The sequence below is a fragment of the Pseudomonas sp. DSP3-2-3 genome (assembly GCF_049898225.1).
Classification (GTDB): Bacteria; Pseudomonadota; Gammaproteobacteria; order Pseudomonadales; family Pseudomonadaceae; genus Aquipseudomonas.
This window is the reverse complement of the sequence record NZ_JAFCXH010000011.1, coordinates 69,120-84,868: the sequence shown is the minus strand read 5'-3', so window position 1 is coordinate 84,868 and position 15,749 is coordinate 69,120. Positions and strand designations below refer to the sequence as shown.

General features: G+C 60.7%; 15 protein-coding genes and 1 pseudogene. 4 read left to right on the top strand and 12 right to left on the bottom strand.

Annotated elements, in window-relative coordinates; genetic code table 11:
* Position 1 precedes the first annotated feature (1 nt).
* Positions 2-727, bottom strand: a complete 726-nt coding sequence (locus tag ACP7E4_RS14710) for a methyl-accepting chemotaxis protein (RefSeq protein ID WP_426115672.1) — start codon at positions 725-727, stop codon at positions 2-4.
* Between the two features lie 132 nt (positions 728-859).
* A pseudogene (locus ACP7E4_RS14705) lies at positions 860-1,615 on the bottom strand (MCP four helix bundle domain-containing protein); the annotation flags it as partial.
* Positions 1,616-1,981: 366 nt separating this feature from the next.
* Between ACP7E4_RS14705 and ehuB the strand changes: the two are divergent.
* The 4 genes from ehuB to ACP7E4_RS14685 all read left to right on the top strand — a co-directional run bounded on the left by ehuB (position 1,982) and on the right by ACP7E4_RS14685 (position 5,119).
* Positions 1,982-2,857, top strand: coding sequence for an ectoine/hydroxyectoine ABC transporter substrate-binding protein EhuB (gene ehuB, locus ACP7E4_RS14700; RefSeq protein WP_426115481.1), 876 nt, complete (start codon positions 1,982-1,984; stop codon positions 2,855-2,857).
* Between the two features lie 150 nt (positions 2,858-3,007).
* A complete protein-coding gene (gene ehuC, locus ACP7E4_RS14695; protein WP_426115479.1) occupies positions 3,008-3,688 on the top strand; it encodes an ectoine/hydroxyectoine ABC transporter permease subunit EhuC in 681 nt (226 codons plus the stop codon).
* The gene (ehuD, locus tag ACP7E4_RS14690; protein WP_426115477.1) at positions 3,685-4,335 is read left to right on the top strand and encodes an ectoine/hydroxyectoine ABC transporter permease subunit EhuD; all 651 of its coding nucleotides are present in this window, start codon (positions 3,685-3,687) and stop codon (positions 4,333-4,335) included. The genes ehuC and ehuD overlap by 4 nt, the downstream gene beginning before the upstream one ends.
* The gene (locus tag ACP7E4_RS14685; protein ID WP_426115475.1) at positions 4,328-5,119 is read left to right on the top strand and encodes an amino acid ABC transporter ATP-binding protein; all 792 of its coding nucleotides are present in this window, start codon (positions 4,328-4,330) and stop codon (positions 5,117-5,119) included. Before ehuD ends, ACP7E4_RS14685 begins: the two co-directional genes overlap by 8 nt.
* Before the next feature lie 44 nt (positions 5,120-5,163).
* Here the strand turns inward: ACP7E4_RS14685 and ACP7E4_RS14680 are convergent, their stop codons facing one another.
* The 10 genes from ACP7E4_RS14680 to ACP7E4_RS14635 all read right to left on the bottom strand — a co-directional run bounded on the left by ACP7E4_RS14680 (position 5,164) and on the right by ACP7E4_RS14635 (position 15,742).
* Positions 5,164-6,786, bottom strand: coding sequence for a gamma-glutamyltransferase family protein (locus ACP7E4_RS14680; protein WP_426115473.1), 1,623 nt, complete (start codon positions 6,784-6,786; stop codon positions 5,164-5,166).
* Positions 6,787-6,800: 14 nt separating this feature from the next.
* Positions 6,801-7,580, bottom strand: a complete 780-nt coding sequence (locus ACP7E4_RS14675) for an ABC transporter permease (protein ID WP_426115471.1) — start codon at positions 7,578-7,580, stop codon at positions 6,801-6,803.
* Positions 7,573-8,331 carry an ABC transporter ATP-binding protein gene (locus ACP7E4_RS14670; RefSeq protein ID WP_426115468.1) on the bottom strand — a complete coding sequence of 253 codons (759 nt, stop codon included), beginning with the start codon at positions 8,329-8,331 and terminating at the stop codon, positions 7,573-7,575. Before ACP7E4_RS14670 ends, ACP7E4_RS14675 begins: the two co-directional genes overlap by 8 nt.
* Positions 8,328-9,635: an acyl-CoA thioester hydrolase/BAAT C-terminal domain-containing protein gene (locus ACP7E4_RS14665; RefSeq protein ID WP_426115466.1), complete on the bottom strand. Its 1,308-nt coding sequence runs from the start codon at positions 9,633-9,635 to the stop codon at positions 8,328-8,330. Before ACP7E4_RS14665 ends, ACP7E4_RS14670 begins: the two co-directional genes overlap by 4 nt.
* Complete coding sequence (locus ACP7E4_RS14660) at positions 9,632-10,705, bottom strand: ABC transporter substrate-binding protein (protein ID WP_426115464.1); 1,074 nt, start codon at positions 10,703-10,705, stop codon at positions 9,632-9,634. The genes ACP7E4_RS14665 and ACP7E4_RS14660 overlap by 4 nt, the downstream gene beginning before the upstream one ends.
* A 9-nt stretch (positions 10,706-10,714) precedes the next feature.
* Positions 10,715-12,340: a class I adenylate-forming enzyme family protein gene (locus ACP7E4_RS14655; RefSeq protein ID WP_426115462.1), complete on the bottom strand. Its 1,626-nt coding sequence runs from the start codon at positions 12,338-12,340 to the stop codon at positions 10,715-10,717.
* The gene (locus ACP7E4_RS14650; RefSeq protein WP_426115460.1) at positions 12,337-13,125 is read right to left on the bottom strand and encodes a VOC family protein; all 789 of its coding nucleotides are present in this window, start codon (positions 13,123-13,125) and stop codon (positions 12,337-12,339) included. Before ACP7E4_RS14650 ends, ACP7E4_RS14655 begins: the two co-directional genes overlap by 4 nt.
* 2 nt (positions 13,126-13,127) lie before the next feature.
* Positions 13,128-13,547 (bottom strand): PaaI family thioesterase, encoded by a 420-nt coding sequence (locus tag ACP7E4_RS14645; RefSeq protein WP_426115458.1) that lies wholly within the window; start codon positions 13,545-13,547, stop codon positions 13,128-13,130.
* Positions 13,548-13,703: 156 nt separating this feature from the next.
* Positions 13,704-14,720 (bottom strand): zinc-binding dehydrogenase, encoded by a 1,017-nt coding sequence (locus tag ACP7E4_RS14640; protein WP_426115456.1) that lies wholly within the window; start codon positions 14,718-14,720, stop codon positions 13,704-13,706.
* Between the two features lie 38 nt (positions 14,721-14,758).
* Complete coding sequence (locus ACP7E4_RS14635; protein ID WP_426115454.1) at positions 14,759-15,742, bottom strand: ABC transporter substrate-binding protein; 984 nt, start codon at positions 15,740-15,742, stop codon at positions 14,759-14,761.
* Positions 15,743-15,749 lie beyond the last annotated feature (7 nt).

Here is a 15,749-nt window from a genome sequence, read left to right as displayed (position 1 = left end):
ATCACAGACGAAACCGATCCACCGATTGCGAAAGTTTCCCCGCCAGGGCGGACAGTTCATCGGTGGTGGTCGCCGTCTGGCCAATGACCCGGCTGTTGTCTTCGGACATGCTGGCAATCATTTCCACTTGATGGGCAATTTCATTGCTGGCCAGGCTTTGCTCGCCGATGGTCCGGGTGATGTCATTGACCAGCTGAGTCGTCTTCAATGTGGCGTCGAGGATTTCGCGGATGGCGCGCTCGACATCGGCGGTCACAGCCATGCCTTTGTCGACCTGCGCAACGCCGGTCTCCATGCTGGTGACAGCTTCGCGGGTGCTTTGCTGGATGCGCGAAACCATGCTGGCAATTTCCTGGGTCGAAGCACTGGTTCTTCCAGCCAGACTGCGCACCTCGTCGGCAACCACCGCAAAACCACGTCCCTGCTCACCCGCGCGGGCGGCCTCGATGGCTGCGTTGAGCGCAAGCAGGTTGGTCTGGTCAGCGATGCCCTTGATCACCTGAATGATGCTGAAAATACCCTCCGACTCCTTGTCCAGGGTACGGATCACCTGCGCCGACTGCTGCGCAGAGCGCGCAATACCGTCCATGTCGTTGACCACCTGATGGATCACGCGACCGCCATTCTTGGCCAGTTCCTCGGCCTGGTTGGCCATCTGCAGCGCCCGCTCGGCGTGGCGGGTGATTTCCTCGATGCTTGCAGTCATTTCACTGGCCGCAGCGGCCATGGTGCTGGCGGCTGCGCTTTGCTGTTGGCTGCTGCCGGTGACCTGATGGCAGCCGCTGCTCAATTGCTGACTCATGCCACTCACGCCATGGGCATTGCTGCGAACCACTTCGATCATCCCGCGCAGGTCACGCTGCATGGTTGCCAGGCTGCGAATCAGCATGCTGGCTTCGTCCCGTTGCACAGGTTCGACAATGGATTCGCTCAAGTTGCCATGGGCAATGCTCTCGGCAATCCGGCTGGCGGACTGCAGCGGGCCCATGATGCTGCGAATCACCCAGCGGCCCTGGATCAACAGCAACAGCAAACTGGCGATCAGCACGCCGCCGAGGGTCATGTTGGCGTTGCTGATGGTTTGCTGAGTACCCTGGCCGGTCAGCTGAGTGTCGGTTTCGATCAACTCGCTGAGAGCGGCCAACTCGTCTTCCAGTTGGCTGAAGGCTTTATTGAAAGTGCCCAGTTGCAGCTGCGCAGCATTCGGGTCATCGAGGGCCAGTCCGACGATGCGCTCGCCGGCACTGATGTAGGTGTCGAGGCTTGGGCGCATTTTGCTCAGGGCTGACTTGATGGTGTCGTTGACCGGCAGCTTGAGGTTATCACCGAGCATCTGACGAAAGTGTTCTGCATGTTCCGCGATGGAGCTGCGCACCTCATCCTTGGTGCTGGTGCTTTTCCCCAGCCCCACCAGCATCGCGGAGAACACGTCGCCACGCAGCGCATCGTGCATCATGTCCGCTTCCAGGTGATTACGCAGCGCGGTCATGCTGACCTCGTTGTCATTCACCGCATCACGCATCTGGAGGTTGCCCAGGTAGCTGACCAGACTGACGATCACGGCAGTGAGCAAGCTGGTGCCAATCAGCAAAAGCAGGCGTAATTTTATCGACATCCGGTGGTTTCCCTGTTGGCAGGTGCATTGTCAGCTGGGCGAAACCAGCCACGGATTGCGGTGCTCAAAAGGGTTATCGACAGTTGCAACCCGTTACTTGAGCGTATTCCCTACCAATAAGATTTTAACGACCTGCGGCAAGGCGGCGCTGGCGGCCGCGTGGGTTTCCGGTTGCCCTGACAACGGGATGTCCCTGACATTGCCAGCACGCGCCTCTCCCATCGAATCAAACGATTCAGCCATAAGCTAATGCAAAATAATTATTTAGAAATACTTTTTTAGAACCATATTCTTGCCTCAGCACCGGAAGTGGTGAGGCAAAACACCTACGCACCGCACTCTATTTCTCAAACCTGAGCATTTTTGATGAAAGCCCTGAAACCCTTGTCGTTGGCAGCTGTATTTGGTTCAGCCGTCTTGTTGAGCGCGGTCTGTTCGTTCTCCGCCATGGCGGCGGGATTGCTGGAAAAGGGGCGCGCGAGTGGGTTGACGGCGGGGATTGCCAACGAGCAGCCCTATGCCTATATCGGCACGGACGACAAAGTGACCGGCGCCAACGTCGAAGTGCTGAAAGCCGTGCTCGCGGCGCTGGGTATCACCAACATTGAAACGCCAATCACCGACTTCGGCTCACTGGTCCCGGGCCTGGCCGCCGGGCGCTTCGACTTGATCGGTGCCGGGCTGTTCATCAACCCCGCTCGCTGCAAAGTGATCGGCTATTCCAATCCAGTCACCCGCTCCGGCGGCGCGTTCATTGTCAAAGCCGGCAACCCGCTGAAGTTGCACAGCCTCAAGGACGTCGCCACCAACGGCAAGGCGCGCCTGGCCACGCAGCCCGGTAGCAATCAGGTTCAGGAGTCCAAGGACAGCGGCATCGCCAGCGGCAACGTCGTGCTCTTCGATAAAGACACAGAAGCATTGGCCGCGCTCCAGGCCGACCGTGTCGACGTGGTGTATTTCCCGGACGCCGAAATCATCAGCCTGGTGAAGAAAGCCAACAGCCCGGCCATCGAACGGGCGCAGCCTTACGTGCAGATCCCTGATGCTCAGGGCAAGCCGACCTGGAATTACCACGCTTACGGCCTGCCGAAAAACGACCCTGAATTCATCCAGGCCTTCAACGAACAACTGGCAAAACTGCGCGCATCGGGTGAACTGCTGAATATCCTGCAGAAATACGGCTACACCGAGAACGAACTTCCGGACGCCGCAGTCACCGCCGAGCAACGCTGCAGTCTTTGAAGTTTTTGCGAGCAAAGCGAATGGCTGATCAGCCTCGCACCGTTGCATGCCAGCACTCTTTGAACAGCACCTGCTGATCGTCTTCGTCACCTGCGGTGGCGACATTGAAACCTGAGCGGCAAACGGCCTCAACCCATACGAGTACAGGCCATGTTCTTCGATCCTTCTGTTGTGGACACCGCAGGTTTTATTGCGCGTCAGCTGGCATCCGGTGCGCTGTTGACCCTGGAAATTACTTTGCTCGCCCAAGTGGTGGTCGTGGTGATGTCGTTCGTCATTGCCCTGATGCGCTTGTCGCCGTTGCGCGGACTGCGCTGGATTGCCACGGTTTACGTCGAAATCCTGCGGGGCATTTCGGCGCTGGTCCTGTTGTTTTACCTGTTCTTCATCCTGCCATTGTTCGGCATCAGTCTGTCGCCAATGACCACCGGCGTCATTGGCCTGGGCCTGACTTTCTCGGCCTATGGCTCGGAAATCGTGCGTTCGGCACTCGTCAATGTCAGTCGCGGGCAACGCGATGCACTCCGGGCGCTGGACTTCGATTCAATCACCGCTTTTCGCCGGATCATCCTGCCCCAGGCGCTGCCGTTCATGTTACCGCCGATGGGTAATCAACTGGTGGAGCTGCTCAAGACCACCTCGCTGGTGTCATTGATCAGCCTGAGCGACCTGACGTTCTCGGGCGCGCAGTTGATCACTACGCTGGGCCAGCAAACGCTGATCTGGTGCATCGTGCTGGTCTGTTATTTCCTCATGGCCTGGCCATTGAGCTGGCTGGTGCGGCGTTATGAGCGTCACGTCACGGCCTGGCGCCAGGAGACGTGCTCATGAGTTTCGATTACGCCTTCGCCTGGTCGATCCTGCCCGAGCTGTTCCTGGGTTTGCTGGTCACCCTGCAAGTGGTGGTGCTGGGTTTCCTGCTGGCGGTGCTGGTGGGCCTGGTCCTGGCGATTGCCCAGCGCTCGAAAATCATCTGGCTGCATCGGCTGAGCAGCGCTTACCTGAGCTTTTTTCGCCACACGCCCTTGATGGTGCAGCTGTACGTGCTGTTTTTCGCCTTCCCCTTGGCCGGCATCACGTTACCGGCGATCTCCACCGGGGTGATTGGGCTGGGACTTTATTACGGCGCCTACATCGCCGAAGCCTATCGCGGCGCCATCGAAGGTGTACCCGCGGGCCAATGGGAAGCCGCACGAGCCCTGGATTTTGACACCGCCACAACCTGGCAACGCATCATCCTTCCCCAGGCGCTCAAGCCGATGCTGCCGATCCTGGGCAATTACCTGATCGGCATGTTCAAGGAAACCCCGTTGCTGGCGGTGATCACCATTCCTGAACTGTTTCAGGCGGCCAAGCAGATCGCGGGCATGACCTATCGCTATAACGAGCCGTACACGGTGATGGCGCTGATGTTTCTGGCGATCAGCGTACCCACTTCCCTGCTCTTCAAATTTTTCGAAAGGCGCAGTCATGTCTGATCTCGCACACGGTCTTACAGGCGCTCCGGCGCAAATAATCCTGAAACAGGTGGTCAAGAGTTTTGGCAGCAACCGGGTCATCGATCATCTGGACTTGAGTATTCCCCAAGGACAGAAAGTCGCTTTGATCGGTCCCAGCGGTTCAGGCAAATCCACGGTCCTGCGCTTGATCAAGGGCCTGGAAGCCTACCAGCAAGGCAGCATCGAAGTCGCCGGAGCTGCGGTGCCGGGCAAGCATTCAGGCTGGCGCTGGCCCGGATCAAAAAAACCGCCGGTGGCGCATCGGGTGGGCATGGTGTTCCAGCAGTTCAACCTGTTCCCGCACCTCACCGTGCAGGAAAATGTCACCGAGGCGCCCTTTCGGGTTCTGAAGCTCAGTCGGGAAGAAGCCCAGGAGCGCGCCAACGAGTACCTGGGCCTGGTGGGCATGAGCCATAAGTCGAGTGCCTATCCGGGCCAACTTTCCGGCGGTCAGCAGCAACGCGTCGCCATCGCCCGCGCGCTGGCCATGCGCCCGCAGGTGATGTTGTTCGACGAAGTGACGTCAGCGCTGGACCCGGAGCTGGTCGGTGAAGTGCTGGCGGTGATCCGTTCCATCGCCCACGAACAGCAGATGACCATGTTGCTGGTGACCCACGAAATGAAGTTCGCCCAGGACATTGCCGACCGCGTACTGTTCATGGAATCCGGAAAAATCGTCGCTGATGGCAGCGCGAAGCAGATATTGATCGAGCCTGACAACGAAAGGACGCGGCGCTTTTTGAATCTGGTGGAGCAGCGCTGAATTCATCGGGCAATGAAAGGCAGCGCTGCGACCGCCAGGCTCAGCTAGAACCCCGCCGCATGCCCGTCACGGCGGCTGTCACTGGCGGCAACGTAACCATGATCGGGATCATCCGACAGACGCCAGATGAACTGCCCGGAGCCGAAGTCCATGTACGGATCTTCGACGGATTTCAACCGGTGACCAAGGTCGCGCAGGCCGTCAACGGTGGCGGCGGCCAGTGTGTCTTCCAGATCCACCGAAAAATCCCGATTGACCTTCCAGCGCGGCGCATCACAGGCCGCCTGCGGTTGTTGGTGATAGTCGAGCATGCGCACCAGGGTCTGCACGTGCCCTTGGGGCTGCATGTCGCCGCCCATCACGCCGAAACTCATTTGCGGCTTGCCGTCCTTGGTCAGGAAGGCCGGAATGATGGTGTGAAACGGACGCTTGCCGGGTGCGACAACATTGGCCGACGCAGGATCGCTGGAGAAACCGGCGCCGCGATTCTGCAGACTGATGCCATATTCCGGCACCACGATGCCGCTGCCAAAACCCATGTAGTTGGACTGGATGAACGAGATCATCATGCCGTTTTCATCGGCGGCGCTCAGGTACACCGTGCCACCGCTGCGCGGCATGCCAAAGCCCGGATCGCTGGCTTTGGCAGGATTGAGGAGTCGGGCGCGACTGTCCAGATAACTGTCATCGAGCATCTGCTCAGGCGTGACGTCCATGCTCGAAGGATCGGCCACATACTGGTAGATATCGGCAAAGGCCAGCTTCATGGCTTCGATCTGCAAATGCTGAGACTGCGCTGAATCCAGCGGCAACGACGCCAGATCGAAACGTTCCAGAATGCCGAGCGCGATCAACGCCGCGATGCCCTGCCCATTGGGCGGGATCTCATGCACGTCAAAGCCCCGATAAGACTTGGCGATGGGCGCGACCCACTCCGGTTGATAATTGCGCAAGTCATCCAGCGACAACGAACCGCCCGTCTGACGCGAGAAGCCGACAATCGCTTCGGCGATCTGCCCTTCGTAAAACGCCCGGCCGCCTTGCTGGCCGAGCAGGCGCAACGTGCGCGCAGCGTCCTTGAACACGAATTTCTCGCCGGTGCGCGGCGCCCGCCCGCCGGGCATGAACACCTCGGCGAAACCGGGTTGGGTATTGAGCAACGGCACGGCGCCAGCCCATTTATGGGCAACGGTGGGCGCCAGAGTGATGCCGCGTTCAGCGACTTGCGCAGCCGGTTCGAGAAGATCAGCAAACGGCAGCTTGCCGAAGCGCTCATGCAACGCGGCCCAGCCTGCGACGGCGCCGGGCACGGTGACTGAATCCCAGCCACGAACCGGACGCTTGGCGTGACCTGCGCCATCCTCGCCATAACGCTGGCGGAAATGCGCCAGATCCCAGGCTTGCGGGGCCGGGCCGGAAGCATTGAGGCCGTGCAATTGCTGGCCGTCCCAGACGATGGCGAAGGCGTCGCTGCCCAGTCCGTTGGACACCGGCTCAACCACCGTGAGCATCGCGGCAGCAGCAATTGCGGCGTCCACGGCATTGCCGCCAGCGAGCAGCATGTTCAGCCCGGCCTGCGCAGCAATTGGATGCGATGTCGACACTACATTGCGAGCGAACAACGGAATCCGGGTCGTGGGGTAAGGGTTTTGCCAATCAAAAGTCATGGATACTCCTTGAGCTAGTTTTTGCGTTGTCGCCGGGCAGCACCCGGCTCCCAGAAAATCACCCGGTGCTGTATCGCCCGTACGCTTTGCGCGCCGCACAGACCGATCAGCGCCAGCAAAATCAGGCCGCTGAACATCGTTGCCATATTCATGCTGACCGAGCTTGAAGCGATCAGATAACCCAAGCCGCTTTGCGAAGACAGAAACTCGCCCACCACCGCGCCGATCAGCGCCAGGGAAATACCGATCTGCAAGCCCGCGAACACCTCGCCCGCCGCTGCCGGGAACTTCACGTGCAGCAGCAAATACATCCGTGACGCCGAAAATGCCCGACAGGCATCCAGCAATTCAGGGTCGGTCCGGCGAATACCATTGACCGTATTGACGAACAGCGGGAAGAAACACACCAGCGTCACCAGCACGATCTTCGACGCGATGCCGAAGCCGAACCACACCAGAATGATCGGCCCGAGAGCGACCTTGGGCGTGGCCTGCAAGCCGATCAACAACGGATAAACGAAGCGTTCGAAGGTCCGCGACTCGGCCAGCAAAGCCCCGAGAATCACCGCCAGCACCGAGCCGATGACATAGCCGCTGAGGGTCTCGATCACCGTTGCGGCAATATGTGGCCACAGCGTGCCGTCGGCGAAACCGCTGGCCAGAGCCTGAAAGACTGCCAGCGGCGCCGGCAGCAGATAATCGGAAATACCCAACCAGCGCACGGCCTGGTCCCAGACCAGAATCAGCACCGCAAGGCTGGTGAGTGGATACAGCACGGGCAGCAATCTACGCATGGCTGAAATGCCTCCGCAGGTGATGACAAAGCGCGGTGAACTGCGGGTCATTGAGGGTATCCAGCGTGCGCGGTCGCGGCAGGTCGATAGCCAACTCATCGATGATCGTGCCCGGTGACGACGACATCACCAGCACCCGGTCAGCCAGAAACACCGCTTCCTGAATGCTGTGCGTAATGAACAACACCGACTTGCGATGCACGCTCCAGATCCGCTGCAGCTCAAGGGTCAATGCCTCGCGGGACATGGCGTCCAGCGCGGCGAATGGCTCGTCCATGAGCAGCATCTGCGGGTCATGCAGCAACATGCGCGCGATCCCGACGCGCTGTTGCATACCGCCGGAAAGCTCGAACGGATAGTCATTGGCGAAGGCCTGCAAACCCACCAGTTCCAGTAACTGTAACCCTCGCTGGCGCGCCTCGGCCATGGGCAAACCCAGGGTTTTTGCTGGCAGCAGCACGTTGTCCAGCACCGACTTCCAGGGCAGCATGTTGGGCTTCTGGAACACCACCCCGCTTTGCCGACTCGGCCCGTGAACGGCGGCGCCAGCCAGTTCGATGCGCCCGCTGGAAACTGGCAGCAAACCTGCGGCCAGTTTAAGCAGCGTGGATTTGCCGCAACCCGACGGACCCAGCAACGCGACGAATTCGCCCTCGGCGATGCTCAGGTCAATATTGCTCAAGGCATGAATCTGCCCACGCCGCGTCGCATAAGTCAGGCCGACTTGCTGCACACTCAGCGCCGCACTCATCGCTGCAACGCCCGTGCAGCGACGGCACGTTCGAGAAACTCAAGCACCCTGCCCCAACTGTGCTGATTGGCCAGTGCGTTGGCGGCTGGTGTGCCGCCGCCGCTGATCAGCACCTTCGCCACCGGGTGCAAGCGAGCAATCGCGGTGGTTGGCACATAAGGGATACCAATGGCATGCCCGGCGTCGCGATTAAGCACATGCTCCACCGGCCAGGCATGGCCACGGGCGCGCAAATCTGCCTCGATTTCGACGCAATAAGCCGTCGACGGCCAGAACCCATCGTCATCACCGGATATCAGCAGCAGCGGCCCCCGGATGTTTTCTACCGGGATCCGCGCACTGGCCACGGACGCAGCGTCCTGTTGCACCGCTATGAACGCCGACGCCTGCCGAATCGGTGCGCCTGGCTGATCGGCAACATCGAAGGCCCGCCAGTCAGCGAGAGGGTTGTCTCGCCAGACGTTGACCAGCGGCTGTCCTTGCCAGGTCCAGGCGTTGGCATCCCGGGGTTGATCCGGCCGACCGGCGCGCAACGTGCCGTGCACCACCGAGCTGGGTACATAACCGATCACCGCGCTGACCCGTTCAGGGAAGTGCGATGCCAACAGCAACGCCAACTCGCCGCCACGGGACAACCCGGCTACCGCGATAAAATCGTCCTTGGGCTTGAGCGTGCGCGCGGCCCATTCCAGCGCCTGCTGAAAGTACTCCAGAGGCGTGTCACTGATATGTTCCGCACGCCCCGGCGCCTTGAAATAAGCCAACGCCAACGCCGTGTAACCATGGGCCGCATACAAGGCGGCGCGCTGTTGCGGTGTACCGCCGCCGGAGCCATTGAGCACAATCACCAGCTCTGAAGGTTGATTGCCGGCAGGCAGGAAAAGCGTCGCACTGATCCCGGCCTCGCTGATCTCGCGATGCTCAACGCCCGGCGCCAGGTAATGCTGAAGAAACGCGGCGCTGACCTTCTGCCCTTGCGCATCGGTCACTTGCAGCTCGATGCGCTGCGCGGCCAGACTTTCCTGAGCCGGGGAGGTGGTTGGCGGCAGGATCTGCCGCATGGACCAGACCAACGCCATGGCATCGGCGCTTGACCAATCCCCCGCTTGCGGGGCATTCCGACTCAGGTCCAGCTCACCTTGCTCGTCGATCAGAAATTGCGCCTGGCTTTCCCAGCGACCTCCGTCGGCACTGTGCAGCCAGCTGCGTAACTGGGCGATGCCTGACGAAAGCCCGGTAAAGCGGATCTCTCGGGGCTGATCGATCAGCCCGTCCGGGATGTCGATCCAGCACTGCGGGCTCATTGCGCGTCCTGCGCGCGTTGCACCAGCGCCGCGCGGTCAAAATCAGTGAAGGCCGGGACAAATTCATTGGAAAAGATTTTTTCTACCGGCACATCGGCGGTGGGGAATTCGCCGGTTGTGGCCATGGCCGAGATCGCGTCCTTGATGATTTGCAGGTTGTATTGCCCGGGAACACGCGAGCTGCCATCAGAATTATGCAAGGTGTTGCGCAGTCGACGGCTCAACAGTTCGCGGGCATCGGCAAGGCCTTTGCCATCGGCGTCTGCCGGTTTGCTTTCCGGATGCTGTCGCCAGAAGGCTTGCACGCAATAGGTCGGATTGGCCTCGCAGACAAGTTGCCCCTGAGTGTAGGCGCGACCGAATCGGCGGATCAGGTCGGGGTTTTCCTTGAAGGTGTCGACATGGGCAACAAAGCCGTTGCCGGGGTTTTCCTGAAACACCGGCGGATAGGCAATCCGGCGGATCGCCGTGCCGGAAAGCTCCAGCATGTCATCCCAACTGCTGTTGAAGTTGAGGGCGTCAACACGGCCGCTTTTCAACGCCTGGAAGCCTGCGCCCAACGCACCGACTGCGACAAACTCGACGTTTTTGCCGGGTTCCAGTCCGGCGATGCGCAAGGCCGCGCGGCTGTTGGGCAACGTGCCCCAGGTCAAGGCGCCAACGCCGATCTGCTTGCCTTGCAGATCCGCCAGGCTCTTGATCGGTGAATCGGACAGCACCGCATATTCCATGGTCTGGCTCGGCACGCCATTGTAGAAATAGCGCACCGGCAACGGGTCCTTGCCATTGAAGTAACTGGAAATGACCGGCTCGGCAACCGGGAAGCCGAAGGTCACTCGCTTGCTCGCCACCTGGGGCAGCAAGGCCCCGGCGCCCTGAAACACCACCACATTGACCTTCAGGCCCTGCTCCTTGAACAGGCCCAGTTCCTCGGCCGCAGCATACGCCGCGCCGTCATGTACCGCAGGCGGAATCGCCAGGGCAACGGTTACGTCATCCAGCGCCCAGGCGTGGGCGGCTCCGAGCATCAACGGCGCAGTCAGCGGCAGCAACAGCTTGGCAATGGTCATGAACAGTCCTTATCGAGTCAATTCAGAGAGCGCCTGATCAATCAGGGCGCGGCGGTCGATCTTGTTGGTAGTGGCAAGCGGCAATGCGTCGAGAAACCAGACCCGGCGCGGGTGCTGATAGGCAGCGGCATGCTCCAGGACGAAGGCCTTGAGCTGATCTTCACTGGCAACGCTGCCTTCACGCAGAACCACGAATGCCACCGGTTTATGGCCTTTGATGGCATCTTCCAGCGGCACCACGCAGGCCTGCTGCACTGCGGGATGCTGCTCCAGCAGTTTTTCGATTTCCCCGGGATAGATGTTCTCGCCGCCGCTGACGAACATGTCGTCGCGCCGCCCGACGAAGGTGTAGAAGCCGTTGGCATCACGTTCGAATACGTCGCCGGTCACGTAATAACCGTCCTCGGTGAAAGGCACGGGTAAGTCCGGTCGATTGTGGTAACCCGTCATCAGGCCGGGGCTGCGCAGTTCCAGCACACCCTGATCGCTCAGCTCACCCGCTTCATCACGCAGGCGCAGCTCGACTCGCGGGTGGGCGCAGCCCAGGGACAGCGGCGGGCTGGGCAGCCCGGCCGGGTGCGGCGCAAACACAACCGGCCCGCCTTCGGTGGTGCCATAGGCGTTGATCACTTTGGCAGCGGGCAGCAGACGATGGATTTGCTCCAGCAAGCTGAAACTGACCGGTGCCGAACCCATGCGCACCACGCGCACATGGGACAGATCAACCTCGGCCAGCAAGGCTTTCTCGCGCAGCATCATGGCGATCATCGGCGGTACGGCGGTCAGCCAGGTGCAGGCGTGGTGCTGGATGGCGTCGACATAACTCGCTGCCGTGAATTGCGGCAACAGCACCGTGGTGGTATGGGAAGCCAGGCTGAGCAAGGCCAGCGCCAAGGCGTTCATGTGATAGAACGGCGCCGCAATCAGCGGCTTTTCCTCGGCCAGGCGGGTCGCCTGCAAGCGGGTTTGCACCACCCACAGATGAGCCGCATGACTGAGCACCACACCTTTGGGTTTACCGGTGGAGCCGGACGTGTAGAGGATTAGCGCGGGTTCGTCGGCCAATGGTTCAAACGCCTCGAACGCTCCGGGGTTGGTAAATGCGGCGAGGCCTGCGGCGCTCAAGTCGAGCCGTTCCAGACCGGCAGGCGCAGCTGGCAAACGACGTTGGTCGCAAAACAGCAGCCGTGCTCCGCTGTCGGCAATCACGTAGTGCACGGTGGCGTTGGGGAATTTGTAATTGACCGGCACCGCCACCAGCCCGGCGCGCATGATGCCCAGCGCTGCCGCGAGGTATTCCACGGAGTTGGCGGCCAACAGGGCAATCCGCTCGCCCTGGGCATAGCCGCGTGCCGCGAGCGCGCGGGCGATACCGTCGGCGAGGTCGTCCAGTTCGCCGTAGGTGATCAACCGCGAGACCGGACGTGACATCGGACGTGGGACCGGCTTTAGCCGGGAAAAAGCCAGCGAATCAGGAAGATTTGCATGATCTGAAATGACGCCTTCCCGGCTGAAGCCGGTCCCACGACCAGTACCACCGCTAGCCCCCCAGTCATCCACCCCGATAAACGCCAACCGCTCGCGATCAGCCTGTCGGTCAATCACCCGACCGAGGTTTTTCACGGTTGAGATCACGACACAAACTCCAGCAAGGTTTCGAACTCGGCAATTTCGATCAGCACCCGATCCGCCTCGATCCGAAAGCTAAGGCCCGCTTCGTCAGCCAGGCGAGCCAGTTGCGCAGGATCAGCGCAGCGCAGGGTAATCGCCGCAAAACGTTCGCCGCGCTGGCTGAGCTGGCTGGCGGAGGCACCAAAGCGCTGTTCGAGGCTGGCGTGATCAACCACGTCCAGGGCAAACCCGTCTTCCAGCTGGCCGAGGGCGGCATAGCGCTCCCGTGCCGTTTGCGGTTCGGCGCTGAGCACCGTCAGCTTGAGGATCGCAGTCACGTCATTGGCATGAGTCAGCCACTGTGGTTGCCAGACCAGTTCCGGGGTTTCGTGATGGCAGTAGTAGACGCGCCCGCCGGCAAATTGCTCAGGCTGCAAGCGCACTGTGGTGAACCGCGCCTGCAACTCCCGGCCCTGATGTTCAACGGCCCGAGAGAAACGCTGTACCGGCTGCACCAGAAACCCGGCACTGACCAGCTCGCCATGGGTGGCGTGGGCGTTTTTGGTACTCAGCACCAGACCGTCAATGCCGACCGGGCTGTCCAGCACTTCCTGGCGTAACTTGCGGGTGCCGAGCGGGAGGCCGATGAGTTCGAGGTAGGCGCCCGGGAACATCATCAAATGGTTGAGTGAACCCAGCGAGTGATAACCGCGCGGCGTGAGGGTGAAACCCAGCGCAGCGAACACTTGAGCTGCGGTGTCGGTCTCGAAACGAGTATTGATGACCAGATGATCCAGGGCAGTTTGCATGATCAGGCCTTGGGTGCAGGTGTCGAGTAAACGCCGCGACCGCTGGCCACCAGATGACCTTCGGCATCGAACACCTGAGCCTCGGCCACTGAGAACTGCTTGCCGAACTTGATCACCCGGCCGCTGGCGCGCAAATCGCCCTTGGCCGCACGGTGGTAATCGACCCGCAGGTCAATGGTCGGTACGCCCTTGCCGGTTTTCGAGACCAGCGCCCAGTCGGCAGTCAGGTCCACCAGCGCCGCGAGAATCCCGCCGTGGGTGTAACCGCCTTCGACGTTGACCACCCACTCTTCGCGCCATTTGGCGGTGAGTTCAATGCTGCCCTCACCCACCTCGGTCACTTCAAGGCCAAGCCATTGGTGGTAAGGGCCTTTGAGCAGACGCGCCTGGATATCGGCAGCAGTTGGCAATGTATCGGTCATGATGAATTCCTGATGTCAGTGAATTAAGAGCAACAAAAGCCCGTACCGCTGGAGGCCCTGCAGGACCGGCTTCAGCCGGGAAGGCGCCAGTACATTCGATGGATATGCTGTGGCAGGGATGAAGTCTTCCCGGCTGAAGCCGGTCCCACAGATAAGTCAGGGTTTGACGACGACCTTGCCCAGCACTTCCCGATCACGGATCAGCGCCAACCCTTCGGCGGCCTGCTCAAGGGGCAGAACCCGGTCAATCAGAGGGTCAATCTTGCCTTCGGCGATCAGGTCCAGCAGACCCACCAGATTCTCCTCGTAGAAGCTGTTGGAACCCTTGATGTTCAATTCGAAGCTCCACACATAGCGCAAGTCTTCAGCCGGATCGTGACCGGCCGTGGCGCCGCAGACCAGCAAGGTACCGCCGCGCTTCAGGCACTTGAGCGAAGGCACCCAGGTGTCGCCGCCGGTGAAGTTGATCACCACATCGACGCCGCCTTCATGGGTCCGGCGTTGTGGCTTGCCGTATTGGGCGATCGCCCATTTGGAGAAGTCAGTGTCACGATAATTGAGTACGTGATCAGCACCGATTTCCTTGAGACGCTCACCCTTGGCATCGCTACCGGCACAGGCGATGACTTCAGCGCCCAGCAGCTTGGCAAGAATTACGCAGGCCGTGCCGACCCCGCCGCTGGCACCCAGAATCAGCACGCGATCCCCGGCCTTGACGGTGTTGTGAGTGATCAACATGCGATGCGCGGTGCCGTAAGCCACCGGCAGCGCTGCCCCCTGTTCGAAGCTCACTGCTGACGGCAGGCTGATCAACTGCCGCGCATCCACCAATGCGTATTCGGCCATGCCACCGTCGACCATTTCGCCCATCAAGCCGACGTCGGGCTTAAGCGGATTGACCAGCACGCGGTCGCCCACCTTCCAGCCGCTGACGCCCCCGCCTACTTCGCTAATGGTGCCGGCCAGATCCAGACCGATGACCACCGGCAGTGGCACCTTGATGCCCGGCATGCCTTTGACGGTGAACACATCGTGGTAGTTGAAAGAAGACGCGCCAACGCGGATCACGACGTGACCCTGGATGACTGCCGGTACCGGCTTGTCGCTCACCACGCGCAACTGGTCGAGGTCGCCGTGTGCATCGAGTACCAGGGCTTTCATGGTTTTGCTCACTGGAGATTTCTCCTGAATCGTTGATGAAAATGACAAGACTATTTGAGGTTTTTCGAGTCGATGTACGGCTGGGTGGCGAACAGCTCATCCTTGAGTTCGCCTTTGACCAGCCCGCCTTCAATGAAGACTTTGTGCTGCAACTTGAGAGTCGCTATGTCGGCGGGCTCGAATGACACGCGGTTCATGGCATCCCACAGGCCGACGTAGACTTTGGCGTCCTTGGTGGGCAGGTTGGCGCTCTTTTCCAGGATGCCGATCACGTCGTCATGGTGCGTCGCGCCCCAGGCCAGGGTGTCGCGCAATGCGGCGATGACCTTGACGACGGTTTGCGGATGTTCATCCACCAGGCGCGCGTTCACCGCGCCAACGCCGATGTAGGGCACGGCATCGGTTTTGGTCAGTTTCTTCCACTCATCGGCGAAGCTGCCCAGGCGTTTCACCTTCAATTCGTCATCGAGCTGAGCGATGGTCAGAGAACGCAGCGCAGCGCCATCCACTTGTTTTTGCGAGAGAAATTGCGCGAGCCGCGATTCGTTGCCGCCGATCAGCGAGAAATCCGCGGGCTGAATGCCGTAGTTGCCGGCCAGCACTGTCCCGGCAATCACCGCGACCGACGAACCGGTCGGCGACATGCCGATTTTTTTGCCCTTGAACTCTGCTACCGAGTTGATCGGAGAGTCCGCCGGCACCACGAACTGCACGTCCGCAGGTTGTGTGGCGGCAAAAATTTTGATCGGCACGCCTTCGGCAGCAGCGCTGAACACCCCGGCTACCGGCGCACCGAAGGCCAGGTCGATAGATCCGGCGGCCAGTGCCCGGATGGGCGCATTCACATCCGGGAAATGCACGAATGTCGCCTCGATGCCGCGTTTGGCCAGGAAGTCCTTGGCCTCCAGCACCGAGCCGTAGCCCAGGCTGACGCCGCTGGTCCAATAACCGATGCGCACCGCTTCGGCCGCCTGGCTGGAAAGAGAAACAAAGACTGTTGTGGCCAACGCCGCGACAGCAAAAAGCTTGCGCATGAGTGCA

What these genes read in the sequence shown, in the direction of transcription:
- ACP7E4_RS14680 (WP_426115473.1), bottom strand. Translation starts at nt 6,786, where the DNA reads ATGACTTTTGATTGGCAAAACCCTTACCCCACGACCCGGATTCCGTTG.
- ACP7E4_RS14670 (WP_426115468.1), bottom strand. Translation starts at nt 8,331, where the DNA reads ATGAGTGCGGCGCTGAGTGTGCAGCAAGTCGGCCTGACTTATGCGACG.
- ACP7E4_RS14650 (WP_426115460.1), bottom strand. Translation starts at nt 13,125, where the DNA reads ATGCAAACTGCCCTGGATCATCTGGTCATCAATACTCGTTTCGAGACC.
- ACP7E4_RS14635 (WP_426115454.1), bottom strand. Translation starts at nt 15,742, where the DNA reads ATGCGCAAGCTTTTTGCTGTCGCGGCGTTGGCCACAACAGTCTTTGTT.
- ehuC (WP_426115479.1), top strand. Translation starts at nt 3,008, where the DNA reads ATGTTCTTCGATCCTTCTGTTGTGGACACCGCAGGTTTTATTGCGCGT.
- ACP7E4_RS14675 (WP_426115471.1), bottom strand. Translation starts at nt 7,580, where the DNA reads ATGCGTAGATTGCTGCCCGTGCTGTATCCACTCACCAGCCTTGCGGTG.
- ACP7E4_RS14685 (WP_426115475.1), top strand. Translation starts at nt 4,328, where the DNA reads ATGTCTGATCTCGCACACGGTCTTACAGGCGCTCCGGCGCAAATAATC.
- ACP7E4_RS14660 (WP_426115464.1), bottom strand. Translation starts at nt 10,705, where the DNA reads ATGACCATTGCCAAGCTGTTGCTGCCGCTGACTGCGCCGTTGATGCTC.
- ehuB (WP_426115481.1), top strand. Translation starts at nt 1,982, where the DNA reads ATGAAAGCCCTGAAACCCTTGTCGTTGGCAGCTGTATTTGGTTCAGCC.
- ehuD (WP_426115477.1), top strand. Translation starts at nt 3,685, where the DNA reads ATGAGTTTCGATTACGCCTTCGCCTGGTCGATCCTGCCCGAGCTGTTC.
- ACP7E4_RS14710 (WP_426115672.1), bottom strand. Translation starts at nt 727, where the DNA reads ATGGCCGCTGCGGCCAGTGAAATGACTGCAAGCATCGAGGAAATCACC.
- ACP7E4_RS14665 (WP_426115466.1), bottom strand. Translation starts at nt 9,635, where the DNA reads ATGAGCCCGCAGTGCTGGATCGACATCCCGGACGGGCTGATCGATCAG.
- ACP7E4_RS14645 (WP_426115458.1), bottom strand. Translation starts at nt 13,547, where the DNA reads ATGACCGATACATTGCCAACTGCTGCCGATATCCAGGCGCGTCTGCTC.